The 21940-nt window shown below is 35.2% G+C and carries 20 protein-coding genes; 15 read left to right on the forward strand and 5 right to left on the reverse strand.

Features of this window, described 5'->3' with window-relative positions; translation table 11 throughout:
* The first annotated feature begins 6 nt into the window (after positions 1-6).
* The 5 genes from galU to AC1RPV_RS04695 all read left to right on the forward strand — a co-directional run bounded on the left by galU (position 7) and on the right by AC1RPV_RS04695 (position 5757).
* Positions 7-906: a UTP--glucose-1-phosphate uridylyltransferase GalU gene (gene galU / locus AC1RPV_RS04675; RefSeq protein ID WP_409022179.1), complete on the forward strand. Its 900-nt coding sequence runs from the start codon at positions 7-9 to the stop codon at positions 904-906.
* A gap of 136 nt (positions 907-1042) precedes the next feature.
* Entirely contained in the window at positions 1043-1981 is a 939-nt protein-coding gene (gene trxB, locus AC1RPV_RS04680; RefSeq protein ID WP_481761487.1) for a thioredoxin-disulfide reductase, read from the forward strand.
* A gap of 133 nt (positions 1982-2114) precedes the next feature.
* Entirely contained in the window at positions 2115-3458 is a 1344-nt protein-coding gene (locus AC1RPV_RS04685; RefSeq protein WP_481761486.1) for a DHA2 family efflux MFS transporter permease subunit, read from the forward strand.
* A gap of 11 nt (positions 3459-3469) precedes the next feature.
* Entirely contained in the window at positions 3470-3955 is a 486-nt protein-coding gene (locus tag AC1RPV_RS04690; protein WP_481761485.1) for a MarR family winged helix-turn-helix transcriptional regulator, read from the forward strand.
* Between the two features lie 74 nt (positions 3956-4029).
* Positions 4030-5757 carry a phospho-sugar mutase gene (locus tag AC1RPV_RS04695; RefSeq protein WP_481761626.1) on the forward strand — a complete coding sequence of 576 codons (1728 nt, stop codon included), beginning with the start codon at positions 4030-4032 and terminating at the stop codon, positions 5755-5757.
* 148 nt (positions 5758-5905) lie between these two features.
* Here the strand turns inward: AC1RPV_RS04695 and AC1RPV_RS04700 are convergent, their stop codons facing one another.
* Positions 5906-6805 carry a hypothetical protein gene (locus tag AC1RPV_RS04700; protein WP_481761483.1) on the reverse strand — a complete coding sequence of 300 codons (900 nt, stop codon included), beginning with the start codon at positions 6803-6805 and terminating at the stop codon, positions 5906-5908.
* 211 nt (positions 6806-7016) lie between these two features.
* Between AC1RPV_RS04700 and AC1RPV_RS04705 the strand changes: the two genes are divergently transcribed.
* The 10 genes from AC1RPV_RS04705 to AC1RPV_RS04750 all read left to right on the forward strand — a co-directional run bounded on the left by AC1RPV_RS04705 (position 7017) and on the right by AC1RPV_RS04750 (position 18503).
* Entirely contained in the window at positions 7017-7649 is a 633-nt protein-coding gene (locus tag AC1RPV_RS04705; protein ID WP_409022185.1) for a YfbR-like 5'-deoxynucleotidase, read from the forward strand.
* Positions 7650-7735: 86 nt separating this feature from the next.
* Positions 7736-8599: a DegV family protein gene (locus tag AC1RPV_RS04710; protein ID WP_481761482.1), complete on the forward strand. Its 864-nt coding sequence runs from the start codon at positions 7736-7738 to the stop codon at positions 8597-8599.
* 150 nt (positions 8600-8749) lie between these two features.
* Positions 8750-10753, forward strand: coding sequence for an excinuclease ABC subunit UvrB (gene uvrB, locus AC1RPV_RS04715; RefSeq protein WP_481761481.1), 2004 nt, complete (start codon positions 8750-8752; stop codon positions 10751-10753).
* 15 nt (positions 10754-10768) lie between these two features.
* The gene (gene uvrA, locus AC1RPV_RS04720; protein WP_481761480.1) at positions 10769-13624 is read left to right on the forward strand and encodes an excinuclease ABC subunit UvrA; all 2856 of its coding nucleotides are present in this window, start codon (positions 10769-10771) and stop codon (positions 13622-13624) included.
* Between the two features lie 101 nt (positions 13625-13725).
* Positions 13726-14385 carry a serine dehydratase beta chain gene (locus tag AC1RPV_RS04725; RefSeq protein ID WP_481761479.1) on the forward strand — a complete coding sequence of 220 codons (660 nt, stop codon included), beginning with the start codon at positions 13726-13728 and terminating at the stop codon, positions 14383-14385.
* Positions 14386-14396: 11 nt separating this feature from the next.
* Complete coding sequence (sdaAA, locus tag AC1RPV_RS04730) at positions 14397-15278, forward strand: L-serine ammonia-lyase, iron-sulfur-dependent, subunit alpha (protein ID WP_481761478.1); 882 nt, start codon at positions 14397-14399, stop codon at positions 15276-15278.
* Between the two features lie 87 nt (positions 15279-15365).
* Positions 15366-16250, forward strand: a complete 885-nt coding sequence (gene rapZ / locus AC1RPV_RS04735; RefSeq protein WP_481761477.1) for an RNase adapter RapZ — start codon at positions 15366-15368, stop codon at positions 16248-16250.
* Positions 16247-17266, forward strand: a complete 1020-nt coding sequence (locus AC1RPV_RS04740; protein WP_409022192.1) for a gluconeogenesis factor YvcK family protein — start codon at positions 16247-16249, stop codon at positions 17264-17266. Before rapZ ends, AC1RPV_RS04740 begins: the two co-directional genes overlap by 4 nt.
* A gap of 20 nt (positions 17267-17286) precedes the next feature.
* On the forward strand, positions 17287-18225 hold the full coding sequence (whiA, locus tag AC1RPV_RS04745; protein ID WP_409022193.1) for a DNA-binding protein WhiA: 939 nt from the start codon (positions 17287-17289) through the stop codon (positions 18223-18225).
* Positions 18226-18251: 26 nt separating this feature from the next.
* Positions 18252-18503: a kinase to dihydroxyacetone kinase gene (locus AC1RPV_RS04750; protein ID WP_481761476.1), complete on the forward strand. Its 252-nt coding sequence runs from the start codon at positions 18252-18254 to the stop codon at positions 18501-18503.
* 62 nt (positions 18504-18565) lie between these two features.
* Here the strand turns inward: AC1RPV_RS04750 and AC1RPV_RS04755 are convergent, their stop codons facing one another.
* The 4 genes from AC1RPV_RS04755 to AC1RPV_RS04770 all read right to left on the reverse strand — a co-directional run bounded on the left by AC1RPV_RS04755 (position 18566) and on the right by AC1RPV_RS04770 (position 21801).
* Positions 18566-19084: a DsbA family protein gene (locus tag AC1RPV_RS04755; RefSeq protein ID WP_481761625.1), complete on the reverse strand. Its 519-nt coding sequence runs from the start codon at positions 19082-19084 to the stop codon at positions 18566-18568.
* Positions 19085-19210: 126 nt separating this feature from the next.
* The gene (clpP, locus tag AC1RPV_RS04760; protein WP_409022195.1) at positions 19211-19804 is read right to left on the reverse strand and encodes an ATP-dependent Clp endopeptidase proteolytic subunit ClpP; all 594 of its coding nucleotides are present in this window, start codon (positions 19802-19804) and stop codon (positions 19211-19213) included.
* 112 nt (positions 19805-19916) lie between these two features.
* Positions 19917-20336 carry a hypothetical protein gene (locus AC1RPV_RS04765; RefSeq protein ID WP_409022196.1) on the reverse strand — a complete coding sequence of 140 codons (420 nt, stop codon included), beginning with the start codon at positions 20334-20336 and terminating at the stop codon, positions 19917-19919.
* On the reverse strand, positions 20329-21801 hold the full coding sequence (locus tag AC1RPV_RS04770; RefSeq protein WP_481761475.1) for a helix-turn-helix domain-containing protein: 1473 nt from the start codon (positions 21799-21801) through the stop codon (positions 20329-20331). The genes AC1RPV_RS04765 and AC1RPV_RS04770 overlap by 8 nt, the downstream gene beginning before the upstream one ends.
* Positions 21802-21940 lie beyond the last annotated feature (139 nt).

Consider the following 21940-nt stretch of genomic DNA (forward strand, 5'->3'; position numbering starts at 1 on the left):
TAGACTATGCAAAAAGTTAAAAAAGCCATTATTCCGGCTGCTGGACTAGGGACTCGTTTCTTACCAGCAACTAAAGCGATGGCAAAAGAAATGCTCCCAATTGTTGATAAACCAACGATTCAATTTATTGTTGAAGAGGCGCGTCAATCGGGTATTGAAGATATTTTGATTGTTACGGGTAAAGGTAAGCGACCAATTGAAGATCATTTTGATTCGGTGCCAGAACTGGAAGCGAATTTAGCTGCAAAGCATAAAGACGAATTATTAAAATTAGTTGAAGAAACAACGGATATTAATTTGTATTTTGTTCGTCAATCTCATCCACGAGGTCTTGGCGATGCCGTTTTAATGGCTAAAGACTTTGTTGGGGATGAACCTTTTGTTGTCATGTTAGGCGATGATTTAATGGAAGATAAAGTACCATTAACGCGTCAACTCATGAATCGCTTTGATGAGACACATGCTTCAACTTTAGCGGTGATGAAAGTCCCTCATGAAGAAGTTTCAAAATACGGTGTGATTAATCCTGAATTAGAAGTTAAACCTGGATTATTCAATGTTAAAAACTTTGTTGAAAAACCTACACCTGAAGAAGCACCTAGTGACTTGGCTATTATTGGACGTTACTTATTAACACCTGAAATTTTTGGTATCTTAGAACATCAAAAACCAGGTGCTGGTAATGAAATTCAATTAACGGATGCCATCGATGCATTGAACAAGGTGCAACGTGTTTTCGCTCATGAATTTAAAGGAACCCGATACGATGTTGGCTATAAATTTGGCTACTTAAAAACAAGTATTGAGTATGGTTTGAAACATAAAGAAGTTAAAGATGAATTAAAAGAATATTTGAAGACTTTAGGCGCAAAATTAATTGCAGAAGATACAGCAAAAAATAAGTAGCCTAATTCTTACAGTAAAGCAGGTTTCAAGTTCAACTCACTTGGGACCTGTTTTTGATGTTAAAGCAATTAAATAGACAAAAAAAGTAACATAGGGTATTGTTGAATTACTTACTAAAAGAAAGAAGGTTGAACTAATGACAAAAAAATATGATGTTGTTGTGATTGGTGCTGGGCCCGGTGGAATGACTGCCGCACTCTATGCATCACGTGCAAATCTATCGGTTTTAATGATTGATCGTGGGATTTATGGTGGCCAAATGAACAATACGGCTGAAGTTGAAAATTATCCTGGATTTAAATCAATCTTAGGCCCTGATTTAGCAAAAGAAATGTACGAAAGTTCGACACAATTTGGTGCAGAATATGCATACGGTAGTGTAACCGATATTACAATTGAAGGCGATACTAAACTCATCACAACAGATAATGATGTTTTTGAAACAAAAGCTTTAATTATCGCAACTGGATCAGAATACAAAAAATTGGGTGCTGAAGGCGAAGATACCTTTAGTGGCCGAGGTGTATCTTACTGTGCAGTCTGTGATGGTGCTTTCTTCAAAAATCGTGAAGTCATCGTTATCGGTGGCGGTGATTCAGCAATCGAAGAAGGTTCTTATTTATCAAAATTAGCTTCAAAAGTGACGGTAATTCATCGTCGTGACAAATTACGCGCTCAAAAAATCTTACAAGATCGTGCCTTTGCGGATGATAAAATATCTTTTGTTTGGGATACTAATGTCACAGAGATTGTTGGTGACGATCGTAAAGTAACTGGCGTTAAAGTAACGAATAATAAAACAGGTGAAACATCTGAAATTCCTGCTAGTGGTGTCTTCATTTATGTTGGTGTTAAACCAATGACAACAGCATTCACAAAGCTTGGAATTACTGACGATTATGGTTGGATTCCAACTGACGAAAATATGCTAACAAATGTACCAGGTATTTTCGCAGTTGGTGATGTGCGTAAGAAAGAATTGCGTCAAATTACAACTGCAGTTGGTGACGGTGGTATTGCTGGACAACAAACATTTAGTTACCTTGAATCATTAAATGATGCAGAATTAAGTTAAATTATAGAATAAGCCTTTTGAGGCTTATTTTTTTATTTACTTGACTTTATGTGCATGTGAACATTATAATAATCTAATCCGCTTATGAAAAAAATTAAACATATGCGTAAATTTAAGTGAGAAGAGAGTTAGAATGACAAACAAAAAAAGAAACACAATTGGTGCTGTTTTATTAATTGCGACTTTTGCCGCTTTATTAAATCAAACATTGATGATTACAGCATTACCAAAATTAATCACCGTTTTAAATGTTAACCTTGCAACCGCACAATGGTTAACGACGGGTTATGTTTTAATGGTCGGAATTTCGACACCATTATCAGCAATTTTATATGAAAAATATTCAACAAGACAAATATTTGTCGGTATTATGGTTGTCTTTTTAATCGGAAGTATCGTTGCATCAAGTGGCGCTAATTTTTGGGCAATCTTAATTGGTCGCTTAATCCAAGCTGCTGCCGGTGGCGTATTGACTACATTTACGATGATTAGTGTCATTGCAATTAACCCAATTGAACGCCGTGGCGTTGTAATGGGACTTGCTATGCTTGTTATCTCAGCTGCTCCAGCAATTGGACCAACTTTATCAGGTATTATGATTACATTTTTACCATGGAGAGCATTATTTATTTTCATTATTCCAATCATGTTAATTTTATTAATTGTTGGGGTTTGTATTTTACCTAACTATTCAGAAAAGACAGATGTTAAAATTGATTTTAAATCATTCTTCTTATCACTAGTTGGACTTGCTACAATTTTAATTGGTATTTCAATTATTGGAGACCAATTATTAGTTGCACTTGTCCTTATTGTGATTGGTGTTTTAGCATTAATCTATTTTGGCCGTCGTCAATTAGCTTTAAAAGAACCATTTTTAAATATTCGAATTTTCAAAGTACGTTCATTCTCAACTATGATTGCATTAATTATGTTAGTTTTTGGTATTTTAATGGCAACAGAATTAGTTATGCCAATGTTCTTAGAAAATAATCAACATTTATCAGGAATGACTGCTGGATTAATTATGTTACCGGGTGCTGCAATTAATGCTATTATTTCACCTATTGTTGGTAACCTTTATGATCAATACGGTTATAAAAAAATATTTATATTTGGCTTTTTGATGTTGATGATTTCAGTACTACCAATGTTATTCTTAACAATTGAATTTCCTGTTTGGTTATCAGTTGTTACTTACGCTATTCGATTAACAGGGGTTGGTGCTATTATGGCTCCAGCAACAACAGAATCTTTAAAAGATTTAAATCCAATGGAAATAAATCATGCAACAACATTAACGAATACATTAAGACAAGTTAGTGGTTCATTATTTAATACCGTTATTATTGTTATTGCTAGTATTCCTGCATCATTTGTTGTTGGATACAAATATTCAATGATCTTTATCATGGTTGTCTCAATTGTAATTGGACTAGTTGGACTAATCTATTTCAGAAAAACAAGTAAAGCTTAAGGAGTTTTGAGATGCAAAATATGAATGGAAATTCTTTTTACGATACACATGAAGTTGAGAAATTAACAACAATTTACAACAGAATGATTCGATTAAGAATAAATGATACGTTAAAAGGGTTTGAACTTTCTGAGAGTAACTTTTTTTACGTGTTGTTAGTTTGTGAGTCACCTGGCGTTAGTCAGGATGAGCTAATCCAAAATATTTATCGGGATCACAGTGTTGTGACACGTGCTATCTCAAAATTAATTAAAGATGGTTGGCTTGAAAAAAAAATGTCGTCCGCAGATAAACGACGGACTGAACTTTATCCTACAGCAAAAGCGATTAATAATTATCAAGATATTTTTGATAGAATTACAGTCGTTAATGATGAAAGTATATCGGTGCTTAGTGAAGAAGAAATTAAGCAATTTGAGCATATTTTGGAAAAGGTAATTAAATCAGGAATTGAACGTGAGCGACTTGCTGGAAGAAAGATATCAGAATTATTCTGATATCTTTTTTATTATCCTGAATAGTAAGCGCATTTATTGTATAATAGTAATATTATATGAATGGGAGTGATATTTTGACTTGGGAAGATAATTATTTAACTTGGTTAAATGAAGAAACACTAGACGCAACATTAAAAAATCAGATTGTTTCGCTTAAAAATAATCAAGAAGATTTAAAAGAATCTTTTTACCAACCAATGGAATTTGGAACTGCTGGTATGCGTGGCTTGATGGGTCCTGGTATTAACCGGATGAACATCTACACGATTCGTCAAGCAACTGAAGGATTAGCTCGCTTTATGGATACGTTAGATGATGCAACTAAAATGCGCGGTGTCGCAATTAGTTATGATTCGCGTTACCAATCACAAGAATTTGCGATGGAATCAGCTAAAGTTTTAGGCGCACATGGTATTCCAAGCTTTGTTTTTGAAAGCTTACGTCCCACACCAGAATTATCGTTTGCAGTCCGCCATTTAGCTACTTACGCCGGAATTATGATAACGGCTAGCCATAATCCTAAACAATATAATGGCTATAAAATTTATGGTGAAGACGGTGGCCAAATGCCACCTAAAGAATCAGATATGATTACTGGTTTTGTTCGCGAAGCTGATGATTTATTTGCCATTAAAGTAGGTGATGAGACAGTATTAAAAGCTGATAAAACACTCCAAATTATTGGTGAAGAAGTTGACGCTGCGTATCTTGCTGAAGTTAAAAAAGTGACAATTAATCAAAAATTAGTTGATGAAGTTGGTGCTTCAATGAAACTTGTTTTCACACCACTTCATGGAACAGGTAAAATGTTGGGTGAACGTGCTTTGAAACAAGCTGGATTTGAACAATTTAAGATTGTGCCTGAACAAGCTGAAGGTGATCCTGAATTCCCAACAATCAAGTTACCTAACCCAGAAGACGCACCAGCATTTGATTTAGCTATCAAATGGGGTCGACGTGAACATGCTGATTTATTAATCGCTGTTGATCCAGATGCTGATCGTATGGGTGTCGCTGTACGTCAAACTGATGGTGAATATAAATTATTAACAGGTAATCAAATTGCTGCTCTAATGTTCAATTATATTTTAACTGCTAGCGAAGAAGCAGGAACTTTACCCGCTAATGCCGTTGGCGTTAAATCAATTGTATCAAGTGAACTTGCAACTAAGATTGCTGAAGCACATCATGCTAAAATGATTAATGTCTTAACAGGATTCAAATTTATTGCGGAACAAATTCAAAACTATGAAGAAACAAATGAACATACCTTTATGTTTGGTTTTGAAGAAAGTTATGGTTACTTAATTCGTCCTTTCGTTCGTGATAAAGATGCTATCCAAGCATTAGTAATGTTATCTGAAGTAGCTGCTTACTACAAACAATTTGATAAAACATTGTCAGATGGATTAGATGATTTATTTAAAGAATATGGTTATTACGCTGAAAATACTAAAGCGTTAACGTTTGAAGGTATTGAAGGTGTTCAAAAAATCAAAGATTTAATGACAATCTTCCGTGATGACGCACCTAAAGATTTTGCTGGCTATAAAGTCGCTAAATTAGAAGACTTCACAACGGGTATGGCGCAATTAGCTGATGGATCATCTGAAGAAATCGGATTACCAACTGCAAATGCGTTGAAATATATCTTAGAAGATGGTTCTTGGATTGCAATTCGTCCTTCAGGGACTGAACCAAAAATTAAATTCTACGTGGGAACGCAAGCTGAAACTGATGAAAAAGCACAAGCTAAGTGTCTTGCATTTGAAGAAGCAATTATGGCAATTGTCAACGCCTAACTAAAAAAGTAGTGCTAAATTTACATTTAGCACTACTTTTTTTGACCTTAAATGGGTTACAAAATTTATAAGCAAATAAAACAGTATTTTGTAAACAACTTTTTAAGATTTATTATTTTCTTTCAGGGCTGATTAACTTGTTTAGTTTCTATTTATTCATTTTTTTCTTTTTAAAGCGGTGATAAAGGTAGGCGATTCCAAGAAAGTAGATGGAAGCGAGTAGGGACGACACGGGGAGAACGCTAAAGATAGTCGGTGGAACAATCATTGCAAGCAATGGAAAGGCATAAGCGGCTGGAATTTTAACTTTGAAAAGATGGAGTATACAAAAAACGAGAGGCATAGTGATTAAGGCGACAACAACATTGGAATCGATTACCATGCAGGCGAGAACACCGATCGTTGCTGAAAGCGTCAAGGCAGTAACCTGTTTGAACACCATTTTTGCCGGATACATCGGCTTTTGTAGCACCTCGAAAAAAACGACAAGAATCGGTGGAATAGCGGCCATCAAAGGCTTTCCAGCAATCGTCACGAGACCAACCCAAATGAGTGAAGAAACGAGAAATAAAAGCATAGCCTGATAGTTAAGGTTTGTTTTTTTTGCGTAGTTTTGATCGAGTTTACGGCCTTTAACGACAATCATCTCGATGAAAGTGAAAATGATGATGGCAATGATGAATGAATATTTGGACGCATTAACGATGATTGGCAAGAGACCTGTAGCCAATGAAGGCGCCAGTGCCGATCGGGTTACCACTAATAGAAAGACCATGATGGCGATCATTAGGCAGATTTTAATTGTGTAAGAAATCTCAAGTAAATTGATGCCAAAACCGATAATTGCGGTGACAGAAGGCAGCAAAAAAAGATTAAACGAACGATCTAACCAATTGGCTTCGTGGTAAATCCACAGTCCAACTGTTAACGCGGCGATTTCAGGTAAAATAATTTCTGAATCATGTAAAAGTGACGCGGCTTGTACCATGATTAAAATCAAGATAAAACCGGTTAAGTATTCAACGGTTTTATTGGCTAAAAACTTCAAAAAAATGTCCTCCTTAAATATAAAGCATGAAAATAAGCATAACATAAAAAAGTAAGGTAAAGTTGCGCGACGTGTTCCAATTGATGTATCAAGCGTTTGCAATGTGAATCAGTTTATTTTTTTGTTAAAAGTTGATGATACTTGAATTAACTTTTCCATATGTGGTAAGATTGTAAAAATTTATATAAAAAATGAGAGGGAGCTGTTAATTATGGGAATGCATCAATACCTACAAAGTTTAAGTAATTTAGAAACGTTAAAACGAGCACCAGGATATTTTAAATATGAAGATCATTCGGTAGCGGAACATTCATTCAAAGTAACAGAAGCTGCTCAATTTTTAGGTGATGTTGAAGAAAATGCAGGAAATACGATTGATTGGCGCATGTTGTATGAAAAAGCGTTGAATCATGATTATACAGAACGATTCATTGGTGATATTAAAACACCCGTTAAATATGCAACAACAACGCTAAGAGAAATGTTAGCAAATGTTGAGGAATCATTATCTGAGAATTTTATTGTGAACGAAATTCCAGAAGAATTCCAAGATGCCTATCGTCGTAGATTATCAGAAGGTAAGGATGATACTTTAGAAGGTAAAATCTTGTCTGTAGCTGATAAATTAGATTTATTATATGAATCATTTGGCGAAATTCAAAAGGGTAATCCTGAATCAGTTTATACTGAAATTTATCAAGAAAGCTTAAAAACGATTCTTGAATTTTCAGATTTAGCGAGTGTTCAGTATATTCTACAAGAAATTCTTCCAGAATTATTAACGGAAGATTTCACAGATAAAGATAAAATTAAAAAAATAACCTTGGATATTATTAAGAAATAGAGTACACATAGGTTAAGGATTGCGTTGTATGCTAGAATAATGCATACAAGGTAGTCCTTTTTTGCTTAAAGAATAGGGAGAAATTAATGAAAACGGCAATTGTAACAGATAGTGCGTCATATATTGATCCAAAAGTAGCCAAAGATAAAAATATTATTGTTGTACCAATCACGGTTATTTTTGGGCAACAGACTTATTTAGAAGATGTGGAAATCTCTGCTTCAGAATTTTATCAAAGAATGAAAGATACGGATAAGTTACCCACAACGTCACAAGTCACAATGGGACAAATGCAAAGTGTCTTCGATAAATTAATTGAAGAGGGATTTGATGAAGTAATTTCAATTCATCTATCAACAGGTATCACAAGTTTTGTGGATAATTTACGTGCTTATTCAAAAACTGTGGAAGGAATTACGGTATATCCGATTGATTCTAAAGCAGCAAGTTCAGCAGAAGCCTTTCTTGTATTAAAAGCTGCTCAATTAGTGGCGCAAGGTGAGCATGCAGACACGATTGTACCTAAAATAGAAGCAATGCGTGAAACGGTGGGTATTTTCTTTGTTGTGGATAACTTGAGCCATTTACTTAGAACGGGCCGTATGACGAATGGTGCTGCGTTTGTGGGTAACTTATTACAAATTAAACCAATTCTGACCTTTAATCATGAAGGTCAAATTATCCCTTTAACTAAGGAACGGACAAAGAAGCGTGCTTTTCAACGGGTAATGGCAGATTTTTCTGATGCGATTAACTCAGTTGATTATCCAATTCGAGTAAGTATCGTTGATGCGAACAATCCTGAAGAGAGTACAAAATGGGTCTCATTTATTAAAACCAACTATCCTAATATTCCAGTTGAGGTTAGTCATATTGGGCCTGTTATTGGCGTCCATACTGGAGAAAAAACAATGGGTCTTATTTGGGGTCGTGATTATTTAGTTGATTAAGTTATTCTGAAAAAATAAGTGAGATAACGTGCGAAAGTATGTTCGGTATGCTAATATAATTAGTAGAGAATAATCATTTTTAAATGAGCCTGGGTAGGTTATTCCAGGCTTTTTTTAATTTCTAAAAATGATTGTATTGGAGGGGTTAACTTGATTGATAGACATGATGATGGCGTTTTTGACTTAGTTTCAAAGTACGAACCAACTGGAGACCAACCGAATGCGATTAAAACTTTAGTTGATGGATTAAATGATGGTAAAAAAGAACAAGTATTACTGGGTGCAACGGGAACGGGTAAGACGTTTACCATTTCAAATGTGATTAAAGAAGTTAATCGTCCCACATTAGTCCTTGCGCATAATAAAACATTGGCTGGACAATTATATGGTGAATTAAAAGAATTCTTCCCGAATAATGCGGTGGAATATTTTGTGAGTTATTATGATTACTACCAACCAGAAGCTTACGTTCCTTCAAGTGATACGTATATTGAAAAAGATTCCAGTATTAACGATGAAATTGATAAATTACGACATTCTGCAACAAGTTCATTATTAGAACGTAATGATGTGATTGTTGTTGCATCTGTCTCAAGTATCTTTGGATTAGGTGATCCAACAGAATATCGTGATCATGTTATTTCATTGCGTACTGGAATGACAATGGAACGTGATGATTTACTTAGAAAATTAGTCGATATACAATTCGAACGAAATGATATTGATTTTCAACGTGGTCGGTTTAGAGTTCATGGAGATATTGTGGAAATTTTCCCAGCATCTCGTGATCAAAAAGCTGTTCGTATTGAATTTTTTGGCGATGAAATCGATCGTATTCGTGAAGTTGATTCATTAACAGGTGAAGTTATGGGTGAACTTGAACACATGGCTATTTTCCCCGCAACGCATTTCATGACGAATGATGATGTGATGGATCATGCCATTGAAGGTATTGAAGTTGAATTGGCTGATCGATTAAAAGAATTAAAAGATGAAGATAAATTATTAGAAGCCCAACGTATCGATCAACGAACTACTTATGATTTAGAAATGTTACGTGAAATGGGCTATACATCCGGAATTGAAAACTATTCCCGCCATATGGATGGACGTAAACCTGGCGAACCTCCATATACATTAATTGATTTCTTTCCCAAAGATTTCTTGATCGTAGTTGATGAATCTCATGTAACCATGCCTCAAATTCGAGGGATGTACAATGGTGATCGCGCTCGTAAACAAATGTTAGTAGATTACGGATTCCGTTTACCTAGTGCACTGGATAACCGACCATTAACGATTGCGGAATTTGAAGAGCACGTTAATCAAGTCATTTATATGTCTGCAACACCAGGACCTTACGAAATGGAACGGACGTCAGATGTTGTTCAACAAATTATTCGACCAACTGGATTACTAGATCCAATCATTGAAGTTCGTCCAATTATGGGCCAAATTGATGATTTAGTTGGCGAAATTAATTTACGTATTGAACGCAATGAACGTGTCTTTGTCACAACATTAACCAAGAAAATGTCAGAAGATTTAACTGATTATTTGAAAGAGTTGGGGATGAAAGTTGCGTACTTGCATAGTGATATTAAAACGATGGAACGAACGAAAATTATTCGCGATTTACGCTTAGGCACATATGATGTTTTAATTGGAATTAACTTATTACGTGAAGGTATTGATGTTCCTGAAGTGTCATTAGTGACAATTTTAGATGCCGATAAAGAAGGTTTCTTACGTAGTGAACGTTCTCTAGTTCAAACAATTGGTCGTGCAGCTCGTAACGAAAACGGACGAGTGATTATGTATGCTGATAAAGTGACGGATTCAATGAAGGGCGCAATGGAAGAAACGCAACGCCGCCGTGATGTCCAAATGGCATATAATGAGGAACATCATATTACGCCAACTACGATTAAAAAAGCCATTCGTGAGTTAATTACGCCAACAAAAATTGAAGATAATTCAGGAACTGTTAAAACCTTTACCGAAACTGAATTTTTGGATATGGATAAAAAGGAACAACAAGATATGGTTGATCGCTTAGAAGGACAAATGAAAGAAGCAGCTAAAAAATTAGATTTCGAAACAGCTGCATCATTGCGTGATACGGTATTAGAATTAAAAACACAAATGTTATAAATAGGGGGATATTTCTTGAAAAATGATAAAATTGTGATCCATGGTGCGCGTGCGCATAATTTAAAAAATGTGGATGTCACTATCCCAAGAGATAAATTAGTTGTGATTACGGGACTTTCAGGATCAGGGAAAAGCTCATTAGCTTTTGATACACTTTATGCTGAAGGACAACGTCGCTATGTTGAAAGTTTATCAGCATATGCACGTCAATTTTTAGGGCAGATGGATAAGCCAGATGTTGACTCAATTGATGGGTTATCACCTGCTATTTCGATTGACCAAAAAACAACTTCAAAAAACCCACGATCAACAGTTGGGACAGTCACTGAAATTAATGATTATTTAAGATTATTATGGGCTAGAGTTGGACATCCAATTTGTCCAAATGATGGTCATGAAATCACGAGTCAATCCGTTGAACAAATGGTTGACCGTGTTTTAGAGTTAAAAGAGCGTACAAAACTTCAAATTTTATCACCTATTATTCGCAATAAAAAAGGACAACATAAAAAGATATTTGAAACGATCAAACGAGAAGGATTCGTCCGTGTTCGAGTTGATGGCGAGCTTCATGATATTGATGAAGAATTTGATCTTGAAAAAAAGGTCAAACACTCTATTGATATTGTGATTGATCGGATTGTTGTCAAAGAGGGCATTCGCTCACGTTTATTTGATTCATTTGAAGCAGCATTACGTTTATCTTCTGGCTACGCCACTGCAGATATTCTTGATGGTGATACAGATGGTGCAACAATTCAATTTTCCGAACATTATGCATGTCCTATTTGTGGATTTACAGTTGGAGAATTAGAACCACGTTTGTTCTCATTTAATGCACCATTTGGTGCTTGTGAAACTTGTGATGGTTTAGGAATGAAGTTAGAAGTCGATGAAGATTTAGTCGTTCCAGATCCAACTAAAACGCTAGCAGAAGGGGCAATTGAGCCATGGAATCCTATTAGTTCGCAATATTACCCATCGATGTTAGCCCAAGCTGCAGAAGCTTTTGGAATTCCAATGGATGTGCCATTTGAAAAGTTAACAGATGAACAACGTGATATTGTTTTGAATGGCGCTGGAACACGTGAATTTCATTTCCATTACGCTAATGACTTTGGTGGCGTTCGTGATGTAGATGCATTATTTGAAGGGGTTATTACAAATATTAGTCGTCGTCATACGGAGACTAATAGTGACTTTACGCGTGAACAAATGCGTAAATATATGACCAGCTTAACGTGTCAAACATGTCACGGTTACCGCTTGAATCGTAAAGCATTAGCCGTCCAAATTAATGGCCAACATATTGGTAAAATTTCCGCACTTTCAATTGGTGACGGCTTACCTTTCTTTGATAACGTTAACTTGTCAGAAAAAGAATCAATTATTGCAGCACCTATTTTGAAAGAAATTCGTGACCGCTTAACATTCTTACAAAATGTTGGCTTAAATTATCTGACATTATCACGTTCTGCAGGAACACTTTCAGGTGGAGAAGCACAACGGATTCGACTAGCCACGCAAATTGGCTCTAATTTATCGGGTGTTTTATATATTTTAGATGAACCTTCAATCGGGTTGCATCAACGTGATAATGATCGCTTAATTGAATCACTTAAGAAAATGCGTGATTTGGGTAATACTTTAATTGTGGTTGAACATGATGAGGATACCATGATGGCTGCTGATTATTTAATTGATGTTGGTCCTGGTGCTGGTGAATTAGGTGGTGAAATTGTTGCTGCTGGAACGCCCACACAAGTTAAAAAGAGTCGCAAATCATTAACTGGACAATATTTATCAGGAAAGAAATTTATATCATTACCTGATGAACGACGTGCTGGCAATGGTAAGAAGATTCGAATTACCGGCGCAAAAGAGAATAACTTAAAAAATGTAACGGTCGATTTTCCTTTAGGTAAATTCATTTCAGTTACAGGTGTCTCAGGTTCCGGTAAATCAACTTTAGTGAATGGTATTTTGAAAAAGGTATTATCACAAAAGTTAAATCGAAATTCTGAAAAACCAGGTAAATATAAATCAGTTTCTGGTGTTCAAAATATTGAAAGTGTTATTAATATTGATCAAAGTCCAATTGGTCGAACACCGAGAAGTAATCCCGCAACTTATACAGGCGTCTTCGATAATATTCGTGATTTATTTGCGGAAACTAACGAAGCAAAATTACGTGGTTATAAAAAAGGTCGTTTTAGTTTTAATGTCAAAGGTGGACGTTGTGAAGCCTGCAAAGGTGACGGGATTATTAAAATAGAAATGAATTTCCTACCAGATGTCTATGTGCCATGTGAAATTTGTCACGGGGCACGCTATAACTCTGAAACACTTGAAGTGACTTACAAAGGTAAGACAATCTCTGATATTTTAGATTTAAAAGTTGGCGAAGCTTTGAAATTCTTCGAACCAATTCCTAAAATCAGACGTAAACTGCAGACAATTGTTGATGTTGGTTTGGGCTATGTTTCGTTAGGCCAATCGGCAACAACATTATCAGGTGGTGAAGCGCAACGGATGAAGTTAGCTTCTGAATTACATCGTCAATCAAATGGTAAGAGTTTTTATATTCTTGATGAACCAACAACTGGTTTGCATACAGATGACATTAAACGCCTACTTAGCGTTTTAAATCGTTTGGTTGATGCGGGTAACACAGTCTTGGTTATTGAACATAACTTAGATGTGATTAAAACATCTGACTATTTAATTGATTTAGGTCCAGAAGGCGGCGAAGGTGGCGGAACGATTCTTGCGACTGGAACACCAGAAGAAATTGCTGAAGTGCCTGAAAGTTATACGGGACACTATTTAAAACCAATCTTAGAACGTGATCGTGCGAGAATGAATAAATAAATTAAGAAGTCAGATGAAAATCTGGCTTTTTTTTATTCCTTTTTTTTTAAAAAGTGTTAACTTTAAAGAAGACATAAAATAAATTGGAGGAACGGCTGACCATGGGCAATAACTATAAGAGTGTTTTTGATATTATTGGACCTGTTATGATCGGACCATCTAGTTCACATACAGCTGGTGCCGCTAAAATCGGTAAGGTTGGATTTCAATTATTTAATGGGAGAATCACTAAATTAAAAGTTCGCTATTATGAATCATTCGCAAAAACACATCGCGGGCACGGGACTGATTTTGCGACCGTTGCTGGGGTATTAGGCTTTGAACCTGATGATGTCCGTTGCCCACAGTCAATTCAGATTGCGGAAAAAATGGGGATTGAGATTCAGTTTATTGAAGATGCACACCCAAGTCCAATTAACCATCCGAATAGTGTTAAATTAACGATTGAAAATGAGACAAAAAAAATCGAATTAATGGGTTGCTCAATTGGTGGTGGCACAATTGAAATTAGGGCTTTCACTATAAAAAAACAACAATTTTTTCCAAAGGGTAGTTTACCGATACTAGTGTTGGAAGCTAATCCAGTAAATAAAAATAAAATTCAAAAACAAATCGAAAAATCGACAACTATTGTTATGCAAAGTGAATCTGAGTTAATGCCAGAGGATATTATGTATGAATATGATTTATCCAAGAATATTACTGAGACTGATATTAAGCAACTGCGATTATTAACGCACAATCTCATTTATTTAAAATAGGAGGTTCCATCTTGTATAAAAGTATTGCTGAGTTAGTTTCAACTGCTAATAAAGAACACAAATTAGTTTCAGAATTAATGATTGAACAAGAAATGGCGCAATCAAGTGAAACTAGAGACGTTATCATTGAAAAAATGTCTGCTAATCTTGAAGTGATGAAGCAAGCGATTGAAAAGGGATCAAATGGTGAAGGCGTTTCTTCAGCAACGGGATTAACGGGTGGAGATGCGGTCTTACTACGGAAATATCGTGAGAAAGGGCACTCTTTATCTGGGGATGCTAACTTAGAGGCGATGCAATATGCAATTGCGACTAATGAAGTCAATGCTTCGATGGGACTTATTTGTGCGACACCGACTGCAGGTTCATCTGGAACGTTGCCTGGGGTTATTTTCATGATACAAAAACGATTAAATTTATCACATGAAAAGATGTTACAAGCTTTATTTACGTCAAGTGCCTTTGGAATGATCGTGGCAAATAATGCCATGATTGCCGGAGCGACTGGTGGCTGTCAGGCAGAAGTCGGCAGTGCATCAGCAATGGCAGCAGCTGCCGCCGTTGAGGTTACTGGTGGAACGCCGGAACAATGTGCAGAGGCTTTTGCGATGGGACTTAGTAATTTATTGGGACTGGTTTGTGATCCAGTTGCTGGATTAGTTGAAATTCCATGTATCAAGCGAAATGCAATAGGAGCCGTGAATGCTTTAACGGCAGCAGATATGGCACTTGCTGGATTATCTAACAAAGTACCAGCTGATGAAGTTATTATGGCTATGAAAGACATTGGCGAACGTATGCCGAGCTCGCTTAGAGAAACTGGGATTGGTGGATTAGCTAGTACACCAACGGGCCAAGCAATTAAAATGAAAATATTTGGTGAAACGATATAGGGTTGGAAACAACTCTTTTTTTGTGCGCAGATACAAAAGAAACACCAGGTATGTTATAATAATTATAGTAGATTTGGAGGAATGAATATGACAGATACGTTAGAGCTAGTTGTAATTACAGGGATGAGTGGGGCCGGTAAGACGGTCGCAATGCAAAGTTTTGAAGATTTAGGTTATTTTTGTATTGATAACTTACCACCAACTTTATTACCTAAGTTCTGGGAGTTGGTAAAAGAGTCAGGTAAAATTTCAAAAATTGCCCTTGTTATGGATTTAAGATCAAGAGCTTTTTATGATGAAATTATCGAAATGTTATCAGGATTTGATAACACTGAATTTGTAACCACTAAAATTGTCTTTCTTGACGCATCAGATGCAGAATTAGTTTCTCGTTACAAAGAAACAAGACGTGCGCATCCGTTAGCAATGGAAGGCCGTCTGATGGATGGCATTGAAAAAGAACGTGACTTATTAAATGATATTAAAACACAAGCACAATTAGTGATTAATACGACTAATTTGTCACCACGTCAGTTACGTGAAGAGATTTTTCATAATTTTGAAACCAGAGAAACAGCTAATTTTCATGTTGAAGTCTTATCATTCGGATTTAAATATGGCCTACCTATCGATGCAGATATCGTGATGGATGTCCGTTTCTTACCTAACCCACACTATATTCCAGAATTAAAACCACAAACTGGCTTAGATAAGGCAGTTTATGATTATGTGATGAAACAACCAGCTACAGAAGGTTTTTATACCAAATTTGAATCGTTAATTGAGTCAATTTTACCTGGCTACGAAGCTGAAGGTAAAACCAATTTAACGATTGCGATTGGCTGTACTGGTGGACAACATCGCTCAGTTGCTTTAGCTAAAAGATTGAGTGAAGAATTGAAAATTAACTATCCGGTGAACGTTACACACCGTGATATTAATAAAAGTAAAGAATCGGTCAATCGATCATGACGAGAAGTGGACATAGACCTAAGATAGTCGTTATTGGTGGCGGAACAGGGCTACCCGTTATTTTAAAAAGTTTAAGAGATAAAAATGCTGATATCACGGCGATTGTAACGGTTGCTGATGATGGTGGTTCGTCAGGTATTATCAGAGATTACGTGAATGTTGTGCCGCCTGGTGATATTCGTAATGTTATTGCCGCATTATCTGAGTTACCAGAAATATATTTAGATATATTCCAGTATCGGTTTGATACGTCCGATCGATTTTTTGCAGGACATGCGATTGGTAATTTAATTATTGCAGCACTAACTGAAATGAAAAATGGTGTTTTTGCTTCTGTCCAAGAATTATCAGAAATGATGAGAGTTGATGGACATGTCTATCCCGTTGCGGATGAACCGTTAGTATTAAATGCAGAATTTTCTGATGGCACTTTTTTAGCGGGGGAAGCAGAAATAACTGCCGCTAGAAAATCAATTAAGCGTGTTTGGGTAACCTCAAGTGAAAAAAGTGAAACTAGTGTGCCAGAAGCTGTACCAGAAGTTGTTCAAGCTATTCTTGAAGCAGACCAAATTGTCCTTGGACCTGGGAGTTTGTTCACAAGTATTTTGCCTAATTTAGTTATTGGTAATGTGGGTAAGGCACTGTCTGAAACAAAAGCAGAAGTTGTTTATATCTGTAATATTATGACGCAAAAGGGTGAAACAGAACATTTTACTGATGCTGATCATGTGCGTATTTTGAATGGGCACCTAGGTAAATGTTTTGTGAATACAGTGCTTGTGAATACGGCACCGGTTCCTGAAGGTTATATGGATAAAGAAAAATATGATGAGAATTTAATTCAAGTTGAACATGACTTTAATGGATTAAGGGAACAACATTGTCGAGTGATTTCATCTAACTTCTTAAAATTAAAAGATCAAGGTGTCTTCCATGATGGCAATAAAGTCGTTGAAGAATTAATCCGTTTAGTTGGTCGACCAAATCGCGAATTAAGACATAGAAAGACTATTTAGTACAGAGATAAGGTGAAAGAATGTCATATGCAAGTGAAGTGAAAAAAGAATTAACGACCCTCAAAGTCAGAAAAAATAATGCTAAAGCAGAGTTAATGGCGTTAATTAGAATGAATGGGTCTTTGAGTATTATTAATCATCAATTTGTTTTAAATGTTCAGACTGAGAATCCCGCAATTGCGAGACGGATTTATGAACTTTTAAATGAATTTTATGACATTACAAGTGAACTATTAGTTCGTCGTAAAATGAAATTAAAGAAAAATAATATTTATATTGTACGTTTAAAAACAGGTAGTGATTTTGTTTTAAAAGACCTGGATATCATTGAAGATATGCAACTTAAAATGGGTGTACCAATGGATCTGTTGGCCCATGATGATATGATGATGCGTTCATATTTACGTGGGGCATTTTTGGCAGGTGGTTCTGTTAATAATCCTGAAACAAGCCGTTATCATTTGGAAATTTACTCAGTCTATGAAGAACATAATCAAACAATTTGCGAAATGATTAATAAATTTGGATTCAACGCTAGAATGACTGAACGTCGAAGTGGTTATATCGTTTATTTAAAAGAAGCAGAAAAAATTGCTGATTTCTTGTCATTAATTGGCGCAACAACGGCTATGTTGAAGTTTGAAGATATTAGGATTGTCCGCGATATGCGTAATTCAGTTAATCGCATGGTTAATTGCGAAACAGCTAATATGAATAAAGTGGCGGATGCTGCGAATAAACAAATTGCTAATATTGAGTTTATTGCACATTCTGTTGGTTTAGGGCAATTACCTTCTAAATTAAAAGAAGTTGCTGAAACACGTCTGGTTCATCAAGAAGTTAGTTTGAAAGAATTAGGTGATTTAGTACCAGGTGGTCCAATTTCAAAATCTGGGATTAATCATCGGCTACGAAAAATTAACGAATTTGCTGAAAAAGTTCGAATTGGTGAAAAATAAACGAAATTTTAAAGAGGTGAGATAGCATGATAACATTTAAATATGATACGCAACTACTAATAGAAGGTAGTACATTAGACGAGGACCAATTGAACGATAAGATTTTACGTCAATTCAAAGGTGATAGTTTACTTGTTGCGGGAGATTCTGATTTAATGAAACTGCATTTCCATACGAATGCGCCGTGGGAAATATTAGAATATTGTGCTGGACTTGGAGAAATCTTTGATGTTGTTGTTGAAGATATGGTCAGACAATCTAAAGGATTAAAAGGTTAACCAAATAAAATACGCATATAACTGATAGCTTTTATCTTAGCTATTAATTATATGCGTATTTTTTATTTATCTAAATATGATTTTAAGGTAGCTAGATCAATTGATTCATCAAAAATATGGTCGTCAACGATAACGGTTGGTACAAATTGAATATTTGCGTCGTTAGCTTCAGCGATAATTGAGTTAATGTAAGTTTTATCAGAAACGTCAGTTAAACTAAAGGTCTTTTCCATATAGGCAGCAACCTCATCCAGTGTTAAGTCTTTCCACGTATCTTGCGTTTTAAATAATTCAGTTATTAAATCGTAAGATTTTTGCGGATTATCTAAAGGAAGATAATGATGAGCAACATTACCACGTTGTAAGGATTCTTTTTCTTTATCAAAAAGTTTGATGACACGTTTTACACGTCCGTTTGCAACATAAGAATCTAAAGTCTCTTTAGATTTTTCGAACCATTCTTTTGAGTAGGGGCAACGTAGGTTAATAAACTCAATAATTGTTTTTGGCGCGTCAGAGTTACCAATCACAAGTCCAAAGTCCCGATTTACTTTTGAAGCATCAATAATTGAAATATCCATTTTTATCAGTCCAGTCTTCATTTATTAGCGTCAGTATAGCATAAGACGGGTTCATCTGAATAATTATCCGCTCAAAAAAAGGACACTAACAAAAGTTAACTTGTTAGTGTCCTTAAACGTTAAAGCTTATTTAAGCCCTTTTTTGTTAGTCATAATTTTATCAATCAAACCGTATTCTTTTGCTTGATCAGCAGTCATAAAGTTATCACGATCTGTATCTTTATCGATAACTTTAATATCTTGACCAGTTGCATCAGCTAAAATTTGGTTAATCAATGTTCTTGTTTTCAAGATATGTGCAGCAGCAATTTCAATTTCTGTTGCTTGACCTTGAGCGCCACCAAGTGGTTGGTGAATCATAATTTCTGAGTTAGGTAATGCAAAACGTTTACCCTTTGTACCAGCAGTTGCCAATACACTGGCCATTGAAGCAGCCATACCCATAACGATTGTTTGAACATCAGCATTGATGAAGTTCATTGTATCGTAGATAGCTAAACCGGCTGAAACAGAACCACCGGGTGAGTTAATGTAAATTGAAATATCTTTTTCTGAGTCTTGAGCGTCTAAGAAAAGTAATTGAGCGATAATAGCATTTGCCATATCATCATTAACTTCACCAGATAACATAATGATTCTGTCTTTTAAAAGACGAGAGTAGATATCATAGGCACGTTCGCCACCGGCAGATTGTTCGATAACTGTAGGAACCATATTCATAGTTAGAAACCTCCGAATTTATTATTATTTACTTTTTTTATATTAGCATTTGAACTAATGTAATGCTAGTTTAAACCCTTGGTCAAAAAAGGTCAAATAAAATAAACTAAATTTATTCTTTAGTTTCTTTTAAAATAATCGCATCTGATGACCTTGTTTTTGAACCATAGAGTAGGTTCCCTGATAAATGACGAACCAAGTAGCCAGAATAAGATACTGAAAGGGCTACAGGTGGTTTAATAGGTGTTACAGAATGTTGCGTTGAAACAAAAGCGATTGGTGATTTATCTGTTACTTTTTTCTTAACCTTACGAGGTTTTTGTTTTTTAGGTGCCGAAACCTTAGGGGACACAGGTTCTGCATTTTTTCTGGGATCCATTGGATTCACAGGAGCTACACGAGAATCTTCACTATCGCTTCGCGGTGTTGCTTTAATTTGTTTGGGTACATACATGGATAAAATGAACAAGTTAGCTACGATTGAGGCTAAGGAAATTCTAGTTAGGCGGGATGTTCTAAACTTTTTATGCATTAGTGATATCCTCCTGACTATCTGTTCGAATAGCCACAACCATATTAGCAAATATCTCCCAATCAGAAGCTAATGGTGGACTATTCCAGATTAGGTAGCGACTGGGGACATCTGCCATCAAGAAGTCAGAAAGGTAAATATCGGTTTGATCTGTTAATTTGTAGTTAACTTCCAAATTAAAGAAGGGCATTGAATCAAGATTTTTGTGAATTAAATCATTGTAGTTACTCCCTTTTGAAAAATCAATTGTTATATGCACCGGTTTTGAAACGGTTGGTAAATCAATATAACGAATGAATAAGAAAAGATATTCTGATTTTAAACGGGCCATGTTAATGTTTTTTTCTTTGAAAATATCCGGTACATTCGTTGTTAAGTTAGTTATCAATTGGTCAACGAAGATATAAAACCAACTATAATTTTCTTTTAAAATAGTATTATCTACGGCAACTTGCCAACTAAAATCAATTTGGGCACTATGGTAACTAGAAAAATGAATACGAGATAATTCGTCAAATAATGTCATATAACTTTGTTCACTTAATGTGATATCAAAGAACTTTTGTAAGTCTTTAATAACAAAATTATTGAGTGATTCAATTTGTGAAAAGAAAGATGAGTTATTAAATGTAACGTCAACAATGTCTTCCATATAAAGGAAATTTAGAACAAATACTGTTTCAATTGATAACTGTTCATCCGTAAGTCCATTAATACCTGGATTTTCTTGAAGACAGTCTTGAATATTGGACATGATTGAGTCTGAATTAGCAAAATTAACATCAGCAAAACGATTAGTATCATTTCGATTAGAAGCTAAACTTTGTATGAGAACAGCTGAAAAATACTTTAGTTTCAATAATTGTATTTGTGTGAGATCAAGATTTAAGCTAGAAATTAATTGGTTAGAAAATAAACTAGAATTACGATCAACTTCTTCATTAAATGGGAAGTTGTAGTTCTTATAGACAGCTAAATAAAGGTTATAAAAAAATAAGCGAATATTTTCTTCAGGACCTACTAATTGGAAGTTTTTAGTGATTTTAAAGCCTAATTTTTGTAACATATCATCTAAAAATTTCTTGGTCCGATAACCAGTTGCTTCACTTAAAAATAACGATTCGGTGAAGGATTCTATACTAAAATTAGGGTTAGTAAATAGCGCATTCAGCATCAAAAATTGAGGTGACTGCTTAGCGTATAGAAGTAATAGGTGATCGATGGAATCTAAGCCATTTTTTTGTAGACTTACTTTGTTATTGCTAACTTTTAATAAATAGTAATCGTCTAATCCTTCAGTGACAAGATCTTCTTCTAAAGACTTGATAGTTGTTGCTGTATAATATTTTGACCATTTAAAATGTTTTTGGATGTCTGTTTGCGAAGCAGATTGGTCATAAGTATTCTCAAGATAAGAAAATAATTCTAACTTACGAATATCATCTTTGTTAAATATAAAGTCCATTTATCGCGATTCCTCCTCATTAAAGAGTATGTACTATCCATTATAGGGGAATTGCCAACGGTTTGCATATAAATCTAGAATCAATAATTATCATATTTTTAAAAAAATTGACAAAAGTGGTGATATAAAATAACATGTC

Source organism: Dellaglioa sp. CoH-55-MRSF-9 (genome assembly GCF_056782155.1).

Coding starts and splice junctions, on each gene's coding strand:
- galU (WP_409022179.1), top strand. CDS start 7: ATGCAAAAAGTTAAAAAAGCCATTATTCCGGCTGCTGGACTAGGGACT.
- trxB (WP_481761487.1), top strand. CDS start 1,043: ATGACAAAAAAATATGATGTTGTTGTGATTGGTGCTGGGCCCGGTGGA.
- AC1RPV_RS04685 (WP_481761486.1), top strand. CDS start 2,115: ATGACAAACAAAAAAAGAAACACAATTGGTGCTGTTTTATTAATTGCG.
- AC1RPV_RS04690 (WP_481761485.1), top strand. CDS start 3,470: ATGCAAAATATGAATGGAAATTCTTTTTACGATACACATGAAGTTGAG.
- AC1RPV_RS04705 (WP_409022185.1), top strand. CDS start 7,017: ATGGGAATGCATCAATACCTACAAAGTTTAAGTAATTTAGAAACGTTA.
- AC1RPV_RS04710 (WP_481761482.1), top strand. CDS start 7,736: ATGAAAACGGCAATTGTAACAGATAGTGCGTCATATATTGATCCAAAA.
- AC1RPV_RS04725 (WP_481761479.1), top strand. CDS start 13,726: ATGGGCAATAACTATAAGAGTGTTTTTGATATTATTGGACCTGTTATG.
- rapZ (WP_481761477.1), top strand. CDS start 15,366: ATGACAGATACGTTAGAGCTAGTTGTAATTACAGGGATGAGTGGGGCC.
- AC1RPV_RS04740 (WP_409022192.1), top strand. CDS start 16,247: ATGACGAGAAGTGGACATAGACCTAAGATAGTCGTTATTGGTGGCGGA.
- whiA (WP_409022193.1), top strand. CDS start 17,287: ATGTCATATGCAAGTGAAGTGAAAAAAGAATTAACGACCCTCAAAGTC.
- AC1RPV_RS04750 (WP_481761476.1), top strand. CDS start 18,252: ATGATAACATTTAAATATGATACGCAACTACTAATAGAAGGTAGTACA.
- AC1RPV_RS04755 (WP_481761625.1), bottom strand. CDS start 19,084: ATGGATATTTCAATTATTGATGCTTCAAAAGTAAATCGGGACTTTGGA.
- clpP (WP_409022195.1), bottom strand. CDS start 19,804: ATGAATATGGTTCCTACAGTTATCGAACAATCTGCCGGTGGCGAACGT.
- AC1RPV_RS04765 (WP_409022196.1), bottom strand. CDS start 20,336: ATGCATAAAAAGTTTAGAACATCCCGCCTAACTAGAATTTCCTTAGCC.
- AC1RPV_RS04770 (WP_481761475.1), bottom strand. CDS start 21,801: ATGGACTTTATATTTAACAAAGATGATATTCGTAAGTTAGAATTATTT.